Source organism: Candidatus Saganbacteria bacterium (genome assembly GCA_026387835.1).
GTDB lineage: Bacteria > Margulisbacteria > WOR-1 > JAKLHX01 > JAKLHX01 > JAPLKZ01.
In genome coordinates this window covers 1-21,841 of record JAPLKZ010000001.1, presented here as the reverse complement: position 1 = coordinate 21,841, position 21,841 = coordinate 1, and the positions used below count along the sequence as shown (strand labels likewise).

The 21,841-nt window shown below is 43.0% G+C and carries 10 protein-coding genes; all 10 read right to left on the bottom strand.

What is annotated here, in order from left to right; all coding sequences use genetic code 11:
- On the bottom strand, nt 1–823 hold an 823-nt coding region (locus tag NTZ10_00050; GenBank protein MCX5748630.1), incomplete at its 3' end, for a zinc ribbon domain-containing protein.
- Between the two features lie 17 nt (nt 824–840).
- Nucleotides 841–5,151: an AAA family ATPase gene (locus tag NTZ10_00045; protein ID MCX5748629.1), complete on the bottom strand. Its 4,311-nt coding sequence runs from the start codon at nt 5,149–5,151 to the stop codon at nt 841–843.
- 14 nt (nt 5,152–5,165) lie between these two features.
- Nucleotides 5,166–9,491, bottom strand: a complete 4,326-nt coding sequence (locus tag NTZ10_00040; protein ID MCX5748628.1) for an AAA family ATPase — start codon at nt 9,489–9,491, stop codon at nt 5,166–5,168.
- Nucleotides 9,492–9,519: 28 nt separating this feature from the next.
- A complete protein-coding gene (locus NTZ10_00035; GenBank protein ID MCX5748627.1) occupies nt 9,520–13,395 on the bottom strand; it encodes a tetratricopeptide repeat protein in 3,876 nt (1,291 codons plus the stop codon).
- A 19-nt stretch (nt 13,396–13,414) separates the two neighbouring features.
- Complete coding sequence (locus NTZ10_00030) at nt 13,415–17,362, bottom strand: AAA family ATPase (protein ID MCX5748626.1); 3,948 nt, start codon at nt 17,360–17,362, stop codon at nt 13,415–13,417.
- A gap of 272 nt (nt 17,363–17,634) precedes the next feature.
- Nucleotides 17,635–18,678: a DNA polymerase III subunit beta gene (gene dnaN / locus NTZ10_00025; protein MCX5748625.1), complete on the bottom strand. Its 1,044-nt coding sequence runs from the start codon at nt 18,676–18,678 to the stop codon at nt 17,635–17,637.
- Between the two features lie 845 nt (nt 18,679–19,523).
- The gene (locus tag NTZ10_00020) at nt 19,524–20,462 is read right to left on the bottom strand and encodes a reverse transcriptase domain-containing protein (GenBank protein MCX5748624.1); all 939 of its coding nucleotides are present in this window, start codon (nt 20,460–20,462) and stop codon (nt 19,524–19,526) included.
- A gap of 635 nt (nt 20,463–21,097) precedes the next feature.
- Nucleotides 21,098–21,307, bottom strand: a complete 210-nt coding sequence (locus NTZ10_00015) for a DUF2997 domain-containing protein (protein ID MCX5748623.1) — start codon at nt 21,305–21,307, stop codon at nt 21,098–21,100.
- 26 nt (nt 21,308–21,333) lie between these two features.
- Nucleotides 21,334–21,630, bottom strand: coding sequence for a hypothetical protein (locus tag NTZ10_00010; protein ID MCX5748622.1), 297 nt, complete (start codon nt 21,628–21,630; stop codon nt 21,334–21,336).
- 1 nt (nt 21,631) lies between these two features.
- Nucleotides 21,632–21,841, bottom strand: a 210-nt coding sequence (locus NTZ10_00005; GenBank protein MCX5748621.1) for a hypothetical protein, incomplete at its 5' end; no start/stop codon positions are given.

Here is a 21,841-nt window from a genome sequence, read left to right as displayed (position 1 = left end):
GCTTCTCAGGATGCGCCTTCACTTGCTTAACGGAATAGGCTGTGACAGATTGAGCAAATCCCTTCACTGTAAGGTTTTGAATTATATCAAAATCAAATGCCCGGCGTGTAAGACGGTGTGTTCCACTACCTACGAGTATCTGTCCAGCTCCCGCTGATTCCTGTAATCTCTTTGCTAGGTTAATATCTGTTCCATAGGCTGTGTATTCATTATGCAATTGTGTCTGTATCTCTCCAACGGTCATCATTGCTGTATTGATACCTATAGATACCTGCAATTGATAATCCTGCATGACATTACGCATATCAATTGCTGACAGGATAGCACGTTCAGCATCGTTCTCGTGGAGTATTGGGGCACCAAATAGTGCTAACAGTCCATCGCCTCTAAATCCGCTTATGCTACCTTCATATTTAGCAACGATACTGACCAATTGCTTAAAGCAATCCTGCACCATTTGGAATATCGTCTCAGACGACTTGGTAGCGGATAGCGGAGTGAATCCTGATATATCAGCAAACAATGCTGTGATAGGTCTATTCTCTCCAGTATATTGTTGTTCTGCTGACAGATATTTCTGTGCAAGGGCGTCGGGTATCCAGTTCTTAGATTCTGAATGAATTTTCTCTAACGTCGGGATGTTCGTTTCTACAGTTTCCGTAGAGGGTTTTGTATCAGAAGGTTTACCACATCCGCCGCAGAATTTTTCGTTCGGTTCGTTTTCAAAACCACAGTGCTGACATACCCAACCAAGTTCAGTTCCACATTCAGAGCAGAATTTTCTACCTTTTCTATTCTCATATTTGCATTTGGGACATTGCATAAACCATATCCTCTATATTATGAATCGGTCTGTTTATCAGGTCTATATATCTTGAAATACTCAAAACGCGTCGAAGTCGTCGGCCCTCGGGGGCAGCAGGCGAGAATCCCCAATTGGATAGGGTCTTTCATTGGGACGTCCACTTGACCACAGCGATACCAATTTTCCCCATCGGAACTCACATATCCGACAAATCGATCTCCCTTTCGCTCTAACCGCAGCCAGGCTTCTTTTGCCTCAAAGGGATGTGTGCCCGCGTCTATAGGTTTTCCTGCGGAACTTGCCCAATAACAGACTATATCTTCCTCCAAATCATTGGACGGTACCTCAAGACGGATGCATTTAACCTCATTCTTCCACACAAGCAGGCCGCCGGACTTCTTTCCGTTATCCCCGTCAAAAATCTTCGTTTCAGCTATGAAATCGCCAGAAATGTATCTCAACATCCGTGGAAAATCATGATCCTCAAGATAACTAGAATGAGGGTATGGAAGGGCAGTAATCTGCAAACCATCCTTCTCCGTCGAGTAACTGTTGGTTTTCACAGGATTCACCCATTCCCAACCAGCAGATACTGGGTCCTGAGTGAATTGCTCTAACAACTCAGGAAAACCTGATTCTTTTAATTCCACTGGTTCCAGCAGCAACTGAGTGAGATCATATTTCCTCATACCATCTGGTTCGGTTTGCTGTATCTGATCCAGTATCCAACGCAGGTCATCTTCACGGTCATATCGTCTGAAAATACGCCCTACCTGTATCCATACTGGTGAGACCATATCCAGTATATGCTTAATATGCCCCTTGATGTAATCCAGTGCCAGCCGCTGCGCATGGTTCCAGTCTACTGCCTGCGCAATTATGCCCTTTGGAAGCACCCAGGACAGAGCAGTCAGGGCTTCATGTAGATTCTCGAAAGAATCAAGTGAACTCAAGAGTTTTCTTGCTATCATCGGTCTTTGGTCCTTTTGAGAATTCAACAATTCAGCGGCATATTCGACCCTCTGAGAAACCCTCTTTGCAAAGTTTCCTGCCCGAGGTCGCAATTCCATTAGCTCCTGTGCTAGTACCTCTGCGTCCTCCTGGCGACCACCCAGTAAAGCCAGCAGTATGACCTGTACCATGTAGAAGAACCGCACACTATCAGTATCAGCTTCGCTCAAGCAGGATTCCAGTGACTGTTTCAGTTGGTAGTATACCTCCGGAGCAATAGTGTACAGGAATTCATAGGTCTCTTCCACCAGGTTATTCCATCTTTGTCGCATTATAGAGTAAACTATGGACTTGCCGTGCATTACAAACGTGGAATCCACCATCTGGAGCATCATTTCGTGAACCTTTGAAGACTGCCCGATGGAGACATACAGGTGCATAAGGTTGCGAGTAACTCCGATCATAGTCCAGTGAAGCTGTCTGCTTCGGACGCCAGCCTGCCATCCTTCCTCAAATATCTCTATGGCTCTTTGAGTCTCTCCCTGGCGGAGATAATATGTGCCCAGTTGATCTGCCGATACCACAGTTGACCAGCTCTTCCCGGATTTAGCCGCGGCTTCCATAGCTTCCCTTGCAAGGCTAATTCGCTCATTCTCACTCCCCCAAAACGCCAATAAACTACAAGCTGCTGCGTATTCAGTTAAGTCATGCTTGAGGTGCGGTAGATAATAGAGAGCCTTTTCCCGCTCAAGCCTAGCTTGCTCTTCTAGTCCACCCACTCCCAGGCGTAGATAGTATAGAAGCGCATGTAGGTGGGCAAGGAGATCTCTATATCCCTCCTCCTCTGAAATAGCTATGGCTTTATTCAGAATGGGCTCCCATTCTTCCAGACTACGGACCCAGCCTGCACGTAGATACGTCATAATAGCTTCTCGTGATCTATCTGTCGGGTCAATCTCCTCAATGGCTTTACGAGAATAGATTAGACCTTCATCTGTTGCCTGCCCTTGACATATAGTTCCATAATAAAGACGGGAAATCCGCGCATACATGCTGGCACGCCTAGTTCTCTGTGTGTAAAGATCCGCAGCCTCAGTGGTATCGGAGACACATTCCTCCAGAAAACCGATGGATTGGTATACACCTCCACGCCTTTCGTATATTTCTGCAAGCCTGTCACCGGTAATCCTTAGTTCCTCCGCCAACTGAATTGCCCGTGTATAATAGTCAATAGCAATGTCATTTAGGTAGTTTTTTGTGGCTTTCTCCCCAGACTTTATAAGATATTCTAACGTCTTTTCCTGATCCCTGCTTCGCTCCCAGTGATAAGCAAGCTCCTCATAGAATTCCTCTATCCGATCCTGATACAATCGTTCTATGCCTTCTGCAACCTGTCTGTGGAACTGCCTTCTCCTTTGCTCTAGGATGGTCTGGTAGGTCGCTTCCTGTGTCAGTACGTGCTTGAACGTGTATTCTAGCTCTGGCATAGCACGCTCCTCTAACACTAACTCCCTACCCTCTAGCTCATCGAGATAATCATCCAGTTTACGCTCATGGCTCATTAAGTGATCAAGAAGCCTGTATCTGAATAATCTGCCGATGACAGAGGCACATTGTAGGACATACTTCGTCTCTGTCTCTAACCTGTCAATTCGCTCCATTATCACCCCATGTATTGTGTCGGGAACGTCTATATGTTCTATGCCTGACTTCGCTGTCCATCTATCACCATCTTTATACACCAATTCCCTCTCCATGAGTGAACGTATCACTTCCTCTATGAAGAATGGATTACCCTCTGACTTGACAAGGATCATATCCCTGACACTATCTGGAAGGGCATCTATGGCAAGAAGTGAGTGAACCATCTCATAGCTCTGTGTCCTGTTGAGCTTCTTCAACTGTAACTCAGTATAGCTCTCAAAGCACTTACGCTGTGCCATCCCACTGAGTTTCCAGCACTTATGATCCTGCTCCGGTCTGTAAACACACAACAGAAGCATCTGACTGGTAACAAGCTCATCCATCAGCATCGCTATTAGGTCAAGGGATAACTCATCACTCCAGTGCAAGTCCTCCAGTATGAGTAATAAAGGCTTGCTTCTTGCTATGGTTGCGAATATGTCCCTCAGTCTCACCATAGTCTGATACCTGATCTGCTCTGAACCATATCCATCAAGCTTGCTGTCTAGCTCATCTCCGAACTGGATGGACATAAGGTGTCCTATGAATGGCAATATATCATCTGCTCTATTAGGGAATAGCTCTGTTATATTATCCTTTAACTTCCTAGCAATATCCTTCTCGTTATCATCCTCCTTCAGATCGAATAGCGTTCTGAACATATCAATAAATGGCCAATAGCTTATGGGCTGTCCTATGGATATACAACGTCCTTCTAGCCATAGACATGGCTTATCGTTGATAAACCCCTTTATCTCTTTGACTAACCTTGACTTGCCTATACCCGCTTCACCTATTATACTGACCATTTGTCCTTGACCGGATAGCCACATATCCACTGTGTCTCTCAACTCGGTAAATTCATGTTCCCTGCCGATCATGCGTGACTGTAAGCCCTCTATGCCTCTGAGCTTCTCTGGATGCTCTTTTATCTTTGCTGCCTCATAAGCAGTCACGGGTTTATCTATGCCTTTCAGGTTAAGTGATGGTGTCTGTTGGAAGTCGAATGCTCTCTTGGTAAGCCTGTATGTCCCAGAACCTACCAGTATCTGACCGGGATTTGCTATCTCCTGCAATCTCTTGGCAAGATTGATGTCTGGTCCGTATGCGCTGACTTCCAGATGCTCCTTAGTGCCGATGGGTCCGAAATACATCATTCCAGTATTAATGCCAACTGATATATTAAGTGATAGTTCTCTGACTTTATCACGCATTTCCAGTGCTGACATAATAGCACGTTCTGGATCGTTCTCATGTGTTATTGGCGCACCGAAGAATGCTAGGACGTTGTCGCCTATGAACCGATTAGGATTGCCTTCGTATCTGAATATAGTATCAACTATGACCTTGAAGCAGTCGTTCACTATGTTTACCACATTCTCAGGAGAGTGTTGGTTGGATAGAGGAGTGAATCCTGATATATCTGCGAATAACGCTGTGACAAGACGGTTTTCTCCCTGTAACTCTTGTTTGGCAGTATCCATCCTCTGCCTGAGTGGTTCTGGGATGTAGAGTTTATCTTGCATGTCTTCTAGCTTGGGGATTGCCGATTCTGGTGCTTCCTTTAGTTTTTTTCCACATTTCATGCAGAATGCAGCTTCTTCTGGATATTCTGCTCCACAGTTGGGACACTTTCGCTCAAGCTTTGTCCCGCACTTCATACAGAACAGAGCTTCTGACGGATTATCTTGCTTGCATTTAAGACATTTCATATCAATACTCCAGATTACTTGGGTCTATATATCTTGAAATATTCAAATCTTGTTGATGTCGCCGGTGGATAAAAACAAGAAGCGTAGATACCCACTTTGATAGAATCGTTCATGGTGATATCAGCCCACCCACAGCGATACCAATATTTACCATCATTACTCACATACCCAGTGAAACGAGATCCCTTGCGTTCTAACCTAAGCCAGACTCTTTCTGCCTTAAATGGATGCACTCCGGGACTGATGAATTTTCCATTTGCAGTTGCTTTATAAGATATATAATCAAAATCAACCCCAAAACGAGCAAAGTTAGTCTCTGAATTCCATAGGAGCAATCCGCCACGCTTTATACCGGTGGAACCGTCAGCAATCTTCGTCTCAAGGATAAAGTCACCTGAAATAGTCCGTAACATAAGGGGGGCATTACGCATATAAAATCCTTCACTCAATTCATGTCCTGGCGGAACGTCAATCTGCAAGTAACCTTCTTCGTCTGATTTATAGCGGCAATATCCTGTGGGATCCACCCATTCCCAACCAGCAGTTGTAGGATCTTGCTTGAATTGATCCATTAACTCAAGTAAGCCAATTTCCAACGGTTCCATCTGTTCGAGAAATAATTGGGTTATCCCTTCCTCTTGCAGAGCGTTAGCAGCTGTCTGCTGAACTTGGTCTGCCAGCGATTGAAGTTTGCTTCTATAATCATAACAATCATAGATATACTCCACATCTCGCAGTATATCGCTTCTTTCAGAATATATGAGAAGCAATCGGCGTTGCTTCTGAAGCTCATTCAAGACGGTATAATTCAGGTGAGTCCAATCTATAGCGGCAGAGATTTCGTCTTTTGTCAACACCCAGCTCATGGCATCCAGGGCTTTCTCAAAATCATCGAATTTCTCAGAAGATCTAAGCAAATTTGTAGTTATTGACATTCGCTGTTCTGACAGCGCGTTCATTAATTCGATATCATATAATAATTTTTTTGATATTCGTTGGGCAAAGCTTCCTGCATATGGATGTAGCTTTAGTAATTCTTGCATATAGGATTCTGCATCAACAGGACGACCATCTAGTAAAGCTAACAGCATGAGTTGTCCATAATAGAAAAATCTCACACCATCGGTATTGGTTTCGTTCAGATGTGATTCCAGCAAATGCTCCAGTTCATAGTATATTTCCGGAGCCATTGCATGAATTATCTTATATATACCCTCTAATATTTCATTCCACCGGTGCTGAACTGTTGGATGAACTTCTGACTTACTATGCAATTCTATGGTCGAGTCTACCATCTGGAGCATCATGTCCAACAATCTGGATCGATCTTCTCGTGATACATACATACCAACAAGACCAATTGTAAGTCGTATGACATGCCCTCCTTGAAGCTGTCTTGATAATACGGCGGATCGCCATCCCTGTTCGTATACTTCAATAGCTTTCTGAATCTTTCCCTGACCACAATATATGATTGCCAACATTGACCCAAACGCCACAACCGACCAGTTATTCTCGGACTTTACAGCAGATTCAAAAGCTTCTATCAGAAAGCGATCATCGAAATGAAAACCCCACCCCAATTGACCACATACTTCCGCATATTGGGACAGATTAGGTTTGAGGTAAGGTAGATAGGAAATTGCTTTTTCTCGTGCAAACTGTCGTTGTTTCCTGAATTCCTCCTCGTCAGAACTCCAATTGAGTATATATAACCACCTGTAATGCATAGCCAATAGATCATTATATCCCATCTCTTCTGATATAGCGATGGCTTTCCGCAAAAGGCGCTCCCCTTCTTTTGTATCTCCACCCATGTAGATGAAGAATGCTCCCGCATCTTCATAAATGCCAGCAGTCTCTCGGGATTTATCCGAAGGATCGATCTCCTCTATTGCTTTGTAGAAATATTGGGAACCTTGTTCTATATCAGTAATACGTGCCCAATAATTACGAGCAATCTGCCTATACATATTAGCACGCTTTGATTTATTGGCATAAAAATCCGCTGCTTTCATCATATCAGATATAGATTCTTCGTAAAAACCCATATCATTATAAACCCATCCTCTAGCTTCGTATATCTCAGCCAACCTATCCTCCAATATGCCAACTTCATTAGCCATTTTAATTGCAAGGGTATAATAATCAATAGCGACCTGATTCAAATAATGCTTTGCCGATTTCTTTCCAGCCTTCACAAGATACTCAAGTGTTTTCTCTCTGTCCTTGCTTCGTTCCCAATGATAAACTAATTCCTCGTAAAAATCCTCTATACGTTCTTTATATAGCCTTTCGATACCCAGCGCCACATTACGATGGAATGCCTGCTTTCTCTGTTCCAGTATCCCCTGATATGTAGCTTCCTGTGTCAGTACGTGCTTGAAGGCATACTCCATCTCTGGAACTGTTCGCTCTGGATACACAAGATAACGCTCCTCGAATTCATCAAGGTATCCATCCAATTCCTTCTGCTTCTGGGTTATGTGATCTAATAACCGATACTTAAACAGCCTGCCTATAACACTGGCACACTGTAATACATATTTGGCTTCTGATTCCAGCCTATCTACTCGCTCTAGTATAACGCTCTGTATCGTATCCGGAACTTGAACCTCAATCACGTCAGCCTTTGCCACCCAACTGTCATCATCCTTGTATACCAACCCTTGTTCCATTAATGAGCGGATCACTTCCTCAATGAAGAACGGGTTCCCCTCTGACTTAGCAAGGATCATATCTCGCACGCTGTCTGGAAGGTCATCTATCGCTAGAAGTTCATGCACAAGCCTTCTGCCTTCGGGATCAGGCAGTGGTTTGAGTGCGATCTCCGTGTATCTCTCAAGACACTTCCTACGAGCTATACTGCTCAACCTTGAGACATTGTGTCCCTGTTCTGGACGGTATACACACACTAACATCAGTGGATGCGCCATCAATTCATCCATCAGTAAGGATATAAGGTCAAGTGACAGTTCATCCGCCCAATGAAGGTCCTCAAGGATCAGCATCAGATTATTACGCTGTGACAGTGCCTCGAATATGTCCCGCAGGCGCATCATTATTCCTTGTTTCACTTGCTCTGGACTGTAATGTGTTAATCTTGTGTCTATCTCTCCACCGAACTGAAGGTTCATAAGCTGTCCCAAGAATGGGAGAATGTCATCAGTCCTATCTGGCATGAATGATTCTATCTGCTGTCTAACTTTATTTGCCATTTCAGCTTCGGTATCCTCCTCACTCAGACTAAACCAGCTTCTCAGAATGTCAAGGAACGGCCAGTAGCTGATAGGTTGTCCAATGGAGATGCAACGCCCTTCGAGATATAGATGAGCATGACTGCTATCTGTTTCAAGGTGACCCTTCAACTCAGATACCAGTCTTGACTTGCCGATCCCTGCTTCACCCACGATAGATATTATCTGTCCCTTGCCAGCAATCCATTCCTCTGTAACGTCTATGAGTTCCTCATATTCTTTATCCCTGCCAACCATCCTTGCTCGCAATCCCTCGATACCACGCAGTTTCTCAGGATGTGATTTTATATGTTGTAGGACATAAGCTGTAACTGGTTGGCTGAATCCTTTCAGTTCCAGCGATGGTATTTCCTGAAAGTCGAATGCACGTCTGGTAAGACGATGAGTTCCTGATCCTACCAGTATCTGGCCAGCCATAGCGGCTTCCTGTAATCTCTTGGCAAGGTTAATATCTGTTCCATAAGCAGTATATTCACTATGCAGCTGGGTCTGTATCTCACCGACAGTCATCATGGCAGTATTGATGCCAATAGATATACCAAGTTGTCTGTCTTCCATCATCTTTCTCATATCTATTGCCGCTAGAATTGCTCTCTCAGCATCGTTCTCATGCAGGATAGGCGCACCAAATAGGGCAAGCAGACCGTCACCACGAAATCCGCTGATACTTCCTTCATAACTGGCGACAATACTAACCAGTTGCTTGAAGCACTCCTGCACCAACTGGAATACGGATTCTGATGATTGGGAAGCTGATAGAGGGGTGAATCCTGATATGTCAGCGAACAGCGCAGTTATGGGACGGTTCTCACCAATAGCCTGCTGTGTTGCGGATAGATATTTCTGAGCTAAGGCGTCAGGTATCAGGCTTTGCAGTTGTGCGTGCATATCTTCGAGCTTGGGAATAGCAGTGGTTTTTGCAGAGGATTGCTCCGAAACTTTAGTTCCACACTCATCACAGAATTTGGCGTTTGGTCTCAGTTCAGCGCCGCAGTTGGGGCATTTATGCTGTAGCTTCTCCCCACATTCCTCACAAAACTTAGCCTCATCACGATTTTCGTGTCTGCATTTCGGACATCGCATTATCTTTCACCTCTTGCCATCTTGATTTTTACCTGAATATTCGAAAGCAGTCGAAATGAGTAACAAAATCAGTATTAGTAGGTCCGAACACTCCAGCAACTCCAACGGTGTATAGACCAACCTGGATTGGATCTTCAACAGGGAAACTAAATTCACCACAAGTCATCCATTTCCTCTCATCATCACTACAGTATGCTATAAATTTATCACCTATTCGCTCAAATCGGAGATATACGACGTCGGAAACCAGAACACCTATTCCAAAAACATTATATATCCCTCGCATATTACCTACCAAACTGATATTATGTATACCTTCCATTTTCATCTCAAGTTGAACCTGATATTCTCCGTCTTTTCTGACAACAAAACCCCCAACCGATGGTAAATTATCAGCAGCGAGTGTCATTTTTGTCTCAACGGCAAAATCCCCTGATATTTCCTGAAGCAGCATAGATGTATTTCCAGAGGTAATAAATTTTCTTCCCAGACCAGAAAAGGTTCGGGGAGAAGCTGTGCGAATTTCCAGCCAACCGGCTTTACTCGAAAAGTTATAACTAGCCTTCCCTCCCTGATCTTCCCATTTCCATTCAGGCTTTAAACCAGGTTCAGCAAATTCATCTATAAAACTTGGTTCAATAAAATGTCCTGATAGTTCCCTCGATTCAAGATACCATTTAACAGAACCAAACTCCTGGATGAAATCCGCTTTTTCTTTTTTGATTGCTTCCCAATAAGAGATAAAATCATCCCATCGCTTAACCAGAATATAAGCCTCTTCTAGAGTATACAATATACCAAAGAAAACAGAATTATGAACTTTTGAGCTATTGGGTAGACCAATACACTCCAAAGCCTTTTTGCTATACTCGATAGCTTTCTCTGTGTTTCCTTTCAAAAGATACACAAAACCAAGTAAATACAAATGAACTATAAACCATGGATGATTGGGCATTTTTAGAAACTCTTCAAAGTATATAATAACCATATCCCAATCGTTCCTTCCATAATACACTCGCCCAATATAAGAGCAGGCTTGACCAATGAAAAACTGGTAATCTAGCTTCTTGAAAATCTCTAATGCCTTTTCCATGAGTCTAATAGAAACATCATCCTCACCAGCATACCAGTATACCCATCCAAGATGGAGAGTTGTGTTCGCGATAAAATAGCTATTCCCGGATTTCTCAGCAACCTCCACCGATTTTCGCGCATACTCGAAAGCCTTATCTGTATCACCGGACAAACAGACTACAAGGGCAAGGAAGATGAGTAAATCCTGTATTTCGGGAATGGAATCAGTTCCTTCTACTACTTTCAGCCCATTTTTCGCTATCTTTATGCCTTCTTCCAGCTTTCCCTGATCGCCTTTGATCCATGACATGGGAATACATATCCGCGCCATTTCAACAGAATTTGTGTCTTCCCCAAGCTCGGTAACTCCAGCATTAAGATATTCCAATCCTTGATCATACCTGGCTTCTCGTTCACAAGCCCAACCCATTATTGCATAGATCCTGGATCGGAGTTTCCCATTGGTGATATACTCTAATGCCTTATGACAATATTCCAATGCCTCTTTATGCCTTGCCATCGGAAAGTATATTTCCCCTAAGCTCTGGTAGATATGCCCAAGTACATCAACAGATTTTGATTCCGAAACTTCAGCCAGCTTTAATGCCTGATTGTAATACTCAATAGCCGATTCATTGGCATAAACCTTTTTAGATTTATCCCCTGCCTTCACAAGATAATCCAATGCTTTATCTTTATCATCACTTCTGCTGTAATGATATGCCAGTTCCTCGTAACACTCCTCTATGCGCGATGAATACAATGCTTCGTATCCCTCTGCCACCTTGCGATGGAATTCTCTGCGCCTGCGCGATAATATTGTGTTGTATGCTGTCTCTTGCGTAAGGACATGCTTGAAACTGTATTCCAGTTCAGGTATAGCGTGCTCCTCATATACCAGATCCCTCTCCTCTAACTGCCAAAGGTAACCGTCCAGATTTCCCTCCTGCTGTGTGATATATCGCAACAGATTGTATCGGAATAGCCTGCCTATCACCGATGCGCTCTGAAGCACATACTTAACCTCCTCCTCTAACCTGTCTATCCTTGCCATGATAACACTCTGAATGGTATCTGGCACCTCTACATCATTGATGTCTTCCTTGGCGATCCATCTATCCCCGTCCTGATAGACTACACCTCTCTCTATCAACGACCTTATGACTTCCTCAACGAAGAATGGATTACCTCCTGCCTTGTTTGTGACAGTCTGCTTAACTGATTCAGGAAGGTTTTCTATGGTGAGTAGTGACTCTATCAGCATCCTGCTCTCATGAGGGTTCAATGCTCTGAGCGTTATCTCCCTATACCGTTCAAGGCATTTGCCTGATGCACGTGTCCCGATGTGCCAGCTTTTGTGTTCCTTCTCCGGACGATATATGCACAGTATCATAAGCGGTGAGATGGTGAGAATATCCATCAGAAGGTTTATCATATCTAATGACAGGTTATCTGCCCAATGTAAATCCTCAAAAATGAGCAGAAGCGGGTTCTGCTGCGCAAGAATGAGAAATATGTCCCTCAACGTAAGGAAAGTCTGATACTTAACCTGTTCCGGTGGGAGATACTTGATCTTTTCGTCCCATTCATTGTCAAATCTGACCGAAAGCAGGTTGCCTATGTAGGGAACAATCTCTTCCCATCTCTGCGGGAAAAGCGATTGCATCCTGTCTATGATTTTCTTTTTGCGGTCATCAAGGCTGTCTTGCTCAGAGAATTCCAGATAACTTCTCAGAATGTCAATGAATACCCAGTAACCGACAGATTCACCAATGGAAACGCCACGACCTTCTAAATAAGGATGAAAGATTGAGGATCCCTTTTTATCTTTTATTTTTTGTCTGAGATACTCTTTCAACTCAGATACCAATCTGGTTTTACCAACACCTGCTTCCCCGATAATTGAGACGATCTGTCCCTTGCCGGCTAGTAACTCATCCACACATTCTTTTAGTTCCGAGAACTCCTTATCCCTGCCGATCATTTCTGACCCTATGCCCTCGATGCCACGAATTTTCTCTGGCTTTGGCAATGGCTTTATCACTTCATAAGCATGTATGGGTTCGCTGATGCCTTTGATTGTCAATAAAGGCAATGGCTGGAACTCGAAAGAGCGTCTCGTTGAGCGATACGTGGTTTCACCTACAAGGATCTGCCCCGGTTCCGCTATGTCCTTTAATCTAGCGGAAAGGTTCACTGCAGTACCCATAGCTGTAAACTCGCTATGAGAGTCTGGACCTATGGCGCCGACGAAAACCATGCCTGTATTGATGCTGATCTTTATGCTCAGATTCAGCTTTGTTACAGCATCTCGCATTTCCAGTGCGGACAATATAGCCCTTTCTGGATCATTTTCATGGGTTTCAGGTATGCCGAAAAATGCCAGAACGCTGTCTCCTAGATAGCGATTGATGAATCCGCCATGCCTGAGTATCGGATCTGTCATTGACTTGAGACATTCGCTGATCAGGTCAGCAGAATCTTCCGGAGGCATATTTTCAGTGATAGCAACAGAATTGGTGACGTCAGCGAATAGGATTGACAATATCCTGTTCTCACCTTCTGTAGCAATGGCAGTCTGAATCTTTTCGGCAAGGGATTGCGGCATGGAGCGCTGAAGCCTAGTATATAAATCCTCCAGACTTGGAGCAGTTACTTTTTGGTCAACCTTCTGGGTCTTTACAAGGTCGGTTCCACATTCGGGACAAAACTTATCTTTTGGACTCACTTCGTGTCTGCATTGTGGGCAGATGGATGGTAGCTTCGTTCCACACTCTCTACAGAATTTATCTCCTACCTGATATTCGCTTTGGCATTTCGGGCATTTCATAATGAAACCTCATACAATATCATTGTCCCCACAACTCGAATGACTCAAACATGATGGCTGTTCCATCAGGAAATGCGCCGTGATAGATGGTGCGGTCTATCATACCGATGGCGAAAAGCCCAATCTCTACAGGATCATCAACAAGGAATTCTACATGACCGACAGTGAACCATTCATTTTCATCTGGACTGCAAAGGGCATTGACTGTGTTATCAATCCGCTCAAGCCTCAAGAATATTCTATCAGAAACCAGACGCCCACGACCGAAGGTTAAGTACTGGTTTATAATGAAGCCTGAGAAGTTGATCTCATATTTACCCCTTGTTCCTCTGTCGAGGCGAAGGTAATTATCTTTATCCTTCCAGATCAGGATTCCACCGATGGTAGGTTTATCTTCCGATACAGGAATACAAACAGTCTGGATAGCGAAGTTCCCTTCTGCTAATCGAAGAATTCTTGGTGCACTCAGATTAAGATACTGGAGATTTCGTCCATTTGCCGCATGAATTTCCAGATCATTATTTGTTGTGTGTGAGCAATCACCAAACGGATCATTCCAGTTCCATGATGAAAGAGATTCTGCAAAATCGTCAAGGAATAGTCTTCTTGGGAAATCTCTGGCTTCTGACGGTTCCAGAAACCATTGGACGAATTGAGAGCCTCCAGCGTAGGGATGCTCCTCTCTGAAGCTACGACAGAAGGCTTGGAATTCCTCTGCTATATAAATCTCTTCCAACCCGCTTAATGCACCACCGAGATCATAATCAATTGTCCCTTGAAATTGTTTTAGAGCTTCTTGATGTTTTCCAAAGGCCAAATATGCGCGACCTAAACAGATAAATGTCCATTTCTCAAGTATAACAAAACCAATCTCTTGAAAGATTTGAATGGCTTTTTGATAATTGTCTATAGCTTTTTCAAACAAACACTTATAAAGTGAGAGATTACCAATAAAAAGGTATGATATTCCTATATCTCTCCTATGGTTTATGCTCTTTACAATCTCTAGTGCTTTGTATATATATTCCTCGGCTTCTTGAAACTCTCCAAGCTGTAAGAAATAATATCCCATAATAGTAAAAGAAGTGCCTATTTGTTTAACATCCCCTATTTTAGTGAATAGTTCCAAGCTATATTGAAGGTGTGAAATACCATCACGAAAATCACCTTTTTTTTCAGAAATGGTGAAACTTGTAAATAAGTGCATCTCAGCCAATACTCTCAAATCATGATATTGTATCCCTTTCTGTTCTTGGATTTGTAACCATTTCATTGTATCTTCCAAATTTCCATAATTTGAATACATTTCAGCAATGTGAGAATAAATACCAACAATTTCCACCGAATAGGGTAATCTTTGAATGAGTTGCACGTCCCGTAACATAAATTCCTGATATTTTTTATTATCTCCTTTGGAATCATAACCTTGTGCTATAGTATCATTCATCAAAGCAGATTCCACAGATTCCGTGTCATCACCCAAAAGTGCTAATCCATCTTCTCCTATATGAAGCATTTCATCATATCGGCTTTGATAATAAAATACATCCCCTAAACAATAATAAATCCGCACTAATTCACGGATAGCTAAATCCATTTCTTTCCCTAAAGAGATCGCTTGTCGGAAGAAATTCTCAGCTTCTATAAGTTTTCCAGTTCCAAAGCAGACCTGTCCCAAGTCTTTGAGTGCGGATAATTTCAAATCCTTTCTTGACTCACTCAACTTAGAAGTATTAAGTCGCTCTAATGCACACTGGAAATACCTGATAGCATCATCATTCAAGTATGCTTCCCGTGACTTCTCACCAGCCTTCAACAGATATTCCACTGCTTTCTCTGCATTACTGCTCCTGTCATAATGATATGCCAACTGCTCATAATATTCGCTTAGGCTGTCTCCATATAACAGTTCCATAGCTTCCGCCACCTGCTGATGGAACGCTGAACGCCTGCGTGATAGGATACTTCCATACACCGTTTCCTGTGTGAAGGCATGCTTGAATGAATACTCCTCCTCTGGAACTATTCTTTCTTGATAGATTAGCTCATGATCTTCTAAATCCCATAAGTCACGCTCCAATTCTGATTCCTGCTGTGTCACTCTCTCAAGAAGGTTTCTACGGAATAAACACCCTATGACCGATGCGCTCTGAAGGATATGCCGTAACTCATCTTCCAGCCTGTCTATACGACTCAGTATTACGCTTTGAATACTCTCTGGAACGGCGATTGACTCTATGCCTGCCCTTGCGAACCACTTGTCGTTCTCTCTGTATACCATTCCCATCTCTATCAATGAACGGATGACTTCCTCTACGAAGAATGGGTTGCCCTGTGACTTACTCAATATCATTTCCTTAACAGATACCGGCAAGTCCTCAATTCTTAGTAATGACTCTATTAGCCTTTGGCTTTGCTGATGTGTTAGTTCTCTAAGATGGATCTCTGTGTATCTCTCCGAGCATTTCTGTGATGCTATCGTTCCTAGATGCCATGACTTATGCTCTTTTTCCGGACGATACACGCATACTAAGAATAAAGGTGCAAGCGTTAACGCTTCCATAAGCAATGAGATCAAATCAAGCGATAGGCTGTCTGCCCAGTGCAAATCCTCAAACACCAGTATAACAGGTTGGCGTTTACAAAGAGCGATGAAGAAATCTCTAACTGCCATGAACGTCCTGTGCTTGATCTGCTGTGGGTCTGCGGTTTTAAGCCTATCGTCCCAGTCATTGCCAAACTTGACAGATAACAAATTCCCTAGCATTGGTCCTATCTCATCATAGCGATCCTCCGTCATATCACCTTGAGATACTATATCCTTCAAGCATGAGACTATACTCTCTGCCCTTGTAGTGTCTGATTCATCAGTTCCCCATCCGAAGTATTCTCTGAATATGTCTATAAATGCCCAGTAGCTTGCTGTCACTCCCAATGAAAGACAGCGACCTTCTAACCATAATGGACCTGAATTATCAGTGTTAAGAGCAAGCTTCTTCAGTTCAGTTACCAGACGTGACTTACCGACTCCAGCTTCGCCTATGATTGATACCATCTGACCACGACCATGTATCACGTCATCAAGCGATTCTTTGAGTTTACCAAGTTCCTCATCACGACCTATCATCTCTGCTCTCAAGCCTTCTATACCCCTTATCTTCTCTGGCTTTGACAACTGCTTGATGGCTATATATGCTGATATGGGTTTCTTTATGCCTTTAAGTTCCAATGGTGGCAATTGCTCAAATTCGAAGGCTTTGCGGGTGTATCGGTGTGTCCTCTCTCCCACGATGACCTGACCGGGCTGTGCAGACTCTTGTAGGCGTTTAGCAAGGTTTATATCTTCACCATAAGCACTGATCTCACTGTGTTCCTGTGTGCCGATGGGACCGAAGTACATCATGCCAGTGTTGATGCCAACCTTGATATTCAGACCAATATTGGATACTGCACTTATCATATCCAGTCCAGACATGACAGCACGATACGGGTCATCCTCATGGGTAAGTGGAGCGCCGAAGAACGCTAATACGCAGTCACCAATGAAACGATTGATATTGCCTTCACAGCGATAGATGGCGTCAGTTATCGCTTGGAAACACTGGTTGACCTTCTCTACTATATCCTCTGGTGATAGTTCCTGCGATAGTTGGGTAAAGCCCGATATATCAGCGAAGAGTGTAGTAATGAGACGATTCTCACCCTCCATTTCCTGCATAGCTGAGTCCATTCGCTTCCTGAGCGGCTCCGGGATGTATAGTCTGCTTTGCATGTCCTCTAGTTTGGGAATAGTAGGTTGTATTGGTGGTTGAAATTCTCCAAGCTTAGTTCCACATTCACCACAGAACAGCTCATCTGCTTCATTTTCAAAGCCACACTTTGGACATACCCATCCCATTTTGGCGCCGCATTTGGCACAAAACTTCCTGCCTTCTCGATTATCGTGCTTACACTTTGGGCATTGCATTATGATTCTCTTTCTCACCTAAAATAATCAGCTATTATGATTTATTGTCTTATATCTAATCCATAAGGATCTATTCTTCACAAATTGTAAATCTCGTATGTGAGACTGTCAATAGAAAAATTTGACATAAGAGAATGCGTCAGATTTTTATGCAGTCATAAGCAATAAAAAAAGCGTCAATAACACTCAGGTCATTGACGCTATATAAATTCTTTAGCTAAAGGCTTTCGAATTAAAGCCTTCCGCATTTGTTAATGAGCTATATTAAAGGGCTATAACCTCATCGGCATGATCACACAGACATAGCCATCGTTGCCGACTGGTTTCATCAGGATAGGCTTGAGTGGATCACTCATGCTAAACACCACTTCATCTCTGTCAGTGGCTTTCAGGATGTCCATTAGATACTGAGCATTGAGTCCAATGCTTATGTCGTCGCCTTCCTTCTTTATTTGCGTTTCCTCACAGCCCTCGCCATATTCCAGTGTTGATGCTTTCACCTTTAGGATGTCGCCTGTAGTCTCCATCGTCAAACCCGGTGTCTTTGGGTTAGCCATCGTCCCAATTCGTTTAATTATGGAAAGCAGTCGCTGTGTATCCATAGTCAGCCTTATGCCGTTCTCTACTGGTATCACTTTTTCATAATCGGGATACTCACCCTCGATAAGCCTTGAAACAAGTGTAATATCACCCATATCAAAGATTATGCGGCTATTGTCCAAACATATCTTCACAATAACAGTGTATGTTAGCATCTCCTTGAGACGCTCCACTGCCTTGGTAGGTATTATACCTTGTTTCTCTTCCGTAGTTGCATCATCCAAGTTTGCGGTAGCCACAGCCAATCTCTTGCCATCAGTCGCTGCCATCTTTACCAGTATTTCTTTCAGGCTGATGTGAACGCCATTCAGGAAATGCCTCGTTTCTTCTCTCGAAGCGGCGAATGACGTTTGCTGGATCATAGTCAGCAATACGTTGGAGTCCATAGAGACAAAAGATAGCTTCTTATCATTATCTTTTTCATTTATTAACGGAGGGAACTCATCAGCGGGTAATCCAGCTATCTTGAACCTCGCTGAACCACAAGTAATGCTTATCTTATCTTCCGGCATTGTCACCAGGTGTATCTCAGAATCCGTCATCTCCTTCACCATCGCAGCGAATTTCTTTGCTGGTATTGTAATAGGGCCACCCTCTGTCACCTGACCATCTACGGAAACCCGTATACCGATCTCAAGGTCTGTCGCTGCCAAGTATATCTTCCCATCTGTGTTTGAGCCAAGCAGACCTGCAAGCGGGTCATGAGTTGTGGATATAAGCAGATTGGATAGTAACAGAGTAGGGCACGTGTTCCCTAATAGTTTAACCTTTTCACCAGTTCATTTCTGGTTGATTTCAGACATAGAGGATTGGGTTCTTCGTCGACATTCCACATTATTGGCTTTCTATCTATATGTTTGAGCCTGAAAACTTTGATCTCACGCTGTTCACCTTTAACATCGTATCGGTGAACATACTCATTCCCTCTTTTGAGCTTTCTCAGGATTGTTGACTTTTTGGTATTATGTCTTGCGGCAAGTGTATGGAATAAGCTGTAATTGCAAATATATTCCAATTTTCCTAGCTTCATTTTAACATCATTAGCAAGACAATAATAGTTAGCCAATCCTCTTAGCTCTGCGTTATACGTGCTGATAATCTCCAAGTCAGAAGATTGATACAGTATTGGCTATGGGTAGGCTTATTGGTTTGCCAATTACCATAGCCATATCGTTGACAGAAATTCTGTGCTTTACCATCTGGCACTCTGAGAGATACTCGGTTAGAGACTGTCCTTCGCTTTATGTATCTCCCTTTCACCTTTATACGCACCAGCTTATCGGTGCTATACATGGAGATACTATAACTCAGGAATTGTGTGCCTTCCTTACCTGAGCTAATGCCTGTCTTATCGCTTGCGGTTCGGAGATTTAGTTCTGAATTCAAGAAATTCCTGACATTCTCCATGATCTCTCTTGCTTCATCTTTCGTTCCGACGACGCCAAGTATGAAGTCATCTGCATAGCGACAATATCTCAGTCTTCTGTAACTCTCATCGTAGAAGTCCATTGGTTGTAGCTTTTTGGATTCTCTGTCCAATTTTTTCAAGGTTTCGATCAGTTCAGGTCTTTTCCTCTGAGAGTTCTAGCTTCATTGTTTTTAGGAAATTGAATAGTTCCTCTTTGAATCTATAAACTTCCTCTTTCTTTCCGTTGCTAAGGATGATGAAATCATCTGCATAGCGGATTAGGTAGAAGTTCCCTAGCCCTCTATTTCTGCGGGTTGTCCTTTTGTTTTTGCTTAGGTGGTAGTTTTGTTCCCACCATTTATCCATTTCATACAAGTATATGTTTGCTAGTAATGGCGATATGATTCCACCTTGTGGTGTTCCCACATTGGGTTTACATATTTGCCCATTATCCTCTTGGTAACCCGCTTTGAGACACTTGTAAATTGTATCCGCTAATTTTCTATCGGCGATCCGATTTTTGATGAGTTTCATTAATATTTTGTGATCAATATTATCAAAACATCCTTTTATATCACCTTCAATGACCCAGTAGTATTTAGGTCGTATGTTCATCATCCTATAACAGTTTGAGATGGCATCCATCGTATTTCTGTTTGGTCTGAATCCGTATGAACAACCAAGAAAATCAGACTCATATATTGGTTCTAATACCATTCTGATTGCTTCTTGCACCACTCGGTCTTTGATGGTTGGAATTCCGATAGGTCTCATTTTCCCATTAGCTTTTGGAATGTATATACGTTTCACAGGTTGGGGTTTATATAGATTTTCATTCAATTCTCTACATATTTCCTCTACCAATTTTATTCCTTGAGGTGTTGGTGATTGTCTTGCTGTATCGTAATACGTTTCTTTTACCTTTCCATCAACACCCTCTGTTTTTGCACCACTATTTTGTAGCACATTCCACAAGGACTGTATTATCCATTCTTTTTGACTTATAAGGGAATAAAGTCCACCAATTCTTTCTTTTGGTCTTTCTTTAGCTTTAAGAGCCAAATTCTTTTGTTTTTGGGCTATGTCTAACATACTCCCTACTTCCTTTTAGAATTTTAGATTAGCTAGATTCCTTTGCCTTGTAGTATGCTTTCCATACTTCAGACTACTACGAATCTTCCGCCCTTCACATCTCACATCAATTGCAGTTAATCCAGTCATTTCTGACCGAGATGTGAAGTTCTCAAGTTCCAATATTGCACTGTTTCGATTGGTTTTAGGCTTCCGCTACACCCCGTTTTAGGGATAGAGTCTTATTGATTTGATTCTAATCTTTACGTTCTTTACGCCCTCGTAAAAAGAGCATGGTTTATATCCTAATTTAACCAGAGGCTTCATCATTCGGGAATATGATTTTCATCCTTACATGACGGCATTAAGGATTACCTTTTTTACTACATCCCATATCGTTGTTTTGAGATGTTCATAGATCACGAGATTTCAAACACGGATTCAAGTTCGCACGACCTCACCTTAGCCATTTCCAATCACAGGTAAGCAGACCGTCTTGGTGACATTCAACGTTTGCCCCTTATCTGCCTTTTCACCAGAGCTTTGGACAAGTTATTACTCATTCTCCCTTGCCCATCTGGTTCTCCTTATTCACTATTAGGATTAGAGAATAGCCATATTCTTGGCATTGCAATATTAGTTATCTTGACGCACTGTCATCGTCTATGTAAATTCTGCTGCTGATTGGTAACGACAGTGTTTTCTTTTTCCTGCATATCCGCTTTCGCTTTCCTCTCTGTGACATTGCCCAACTCCCCTTCCAACTCCTCAGTTATCTTGAGGCACCGTTTGCCTTTGACGCCCAGCACTTCCACTAAGCTGCTGCCATCTGGCATAATAATTATCCGTATCTTCTCCTCTCTCAATCTTTCATCACCTCGCTTTTTTATATCTAACCCAGATCGATAACGTCATACCTTGTCCTCTTGATCGGTCTGATCGGTGATGGATGGGATATATTGCTTCTCTGCTGGAATAGGGTGACTGCAAGGATGTGCTTGCACTGCCAATCCAAATCGGCTTTGTGTATGACGAAATCCACACATTTACAGACAAGTCTTCCATCATCCGCATAAGATACAATATACTCCCCGCCATTTGAAGATGGCACTGAATATCCATCCTCAACCACAGTAACACTCAAGGACATAGCTTTTCTCTGCCTTGATGCTAATTCATCCGCTGTCATTTCAGTGCTTCCCCGACTCAGCGGAGCTGAGAACATCGACGAGTTCCAACGCCTCATATCTCGATGGCCTCCATGACTCTATCTCCAGTATCTGCTCCCTGCATGAATCCAGCACTTCGCCCAACACAGCGTCAAGATTGGGTATATCCCTCTTGTCTGCTGGCTTGTCTATCTCACCGCGTATATCATCCATCATTCTCGTAAGCTGATC

What these genes read in the sequence shown, in the direction of transcription:
- NTZ10_00030 (MCX5748626.1), bottom strand. Translation starts at nt 17,362, where the DNA reads ATGCAATGCCCAAAGTGTAAGCACGATAATCGAGAAGGCAGGAAGTTT.
- NTZ10_00035 (MCX5748627.1), bottom strand. Translation starts at nt 13,395, where the DNA reads ATGAAATGCCCGAAATGCCAAAGCGAATATCAGGTAGGAGATAAATTC.
- NTZ10_00040 (MCX5748628.1), bottom strand. Translation starts at nt 9,491, where the DNA reads ATGCGATGTCCGAAATGCAGACACGAAAATCGTGATGAGGCTAAGTTT.
- NTZ10_00020 (MCX5748624.1), bottom strand. Translation starts at nt 20,462, where the DNA reads ATGTTAGACATAGCCCAAAAACAAAAGAATTTGGCTCTTAAAGCTAAA.
- NTZ10_00010 (MCX5748622.1), bottom strand. Translation starts at nt 21,630, where the DNA reads ATGACAGCGGATGAATTAGCATCAAGGCAGAGAAAAGCTATGTCCTTG.
- NTZ10_00045 (MCX5748629.1), bottom strand. Translation starts at nt 5,151, where the DNA reads ATGAAATGTCTTAAATGCAAGCAAGATAATCCGTCAGAAGCTCTGTTC.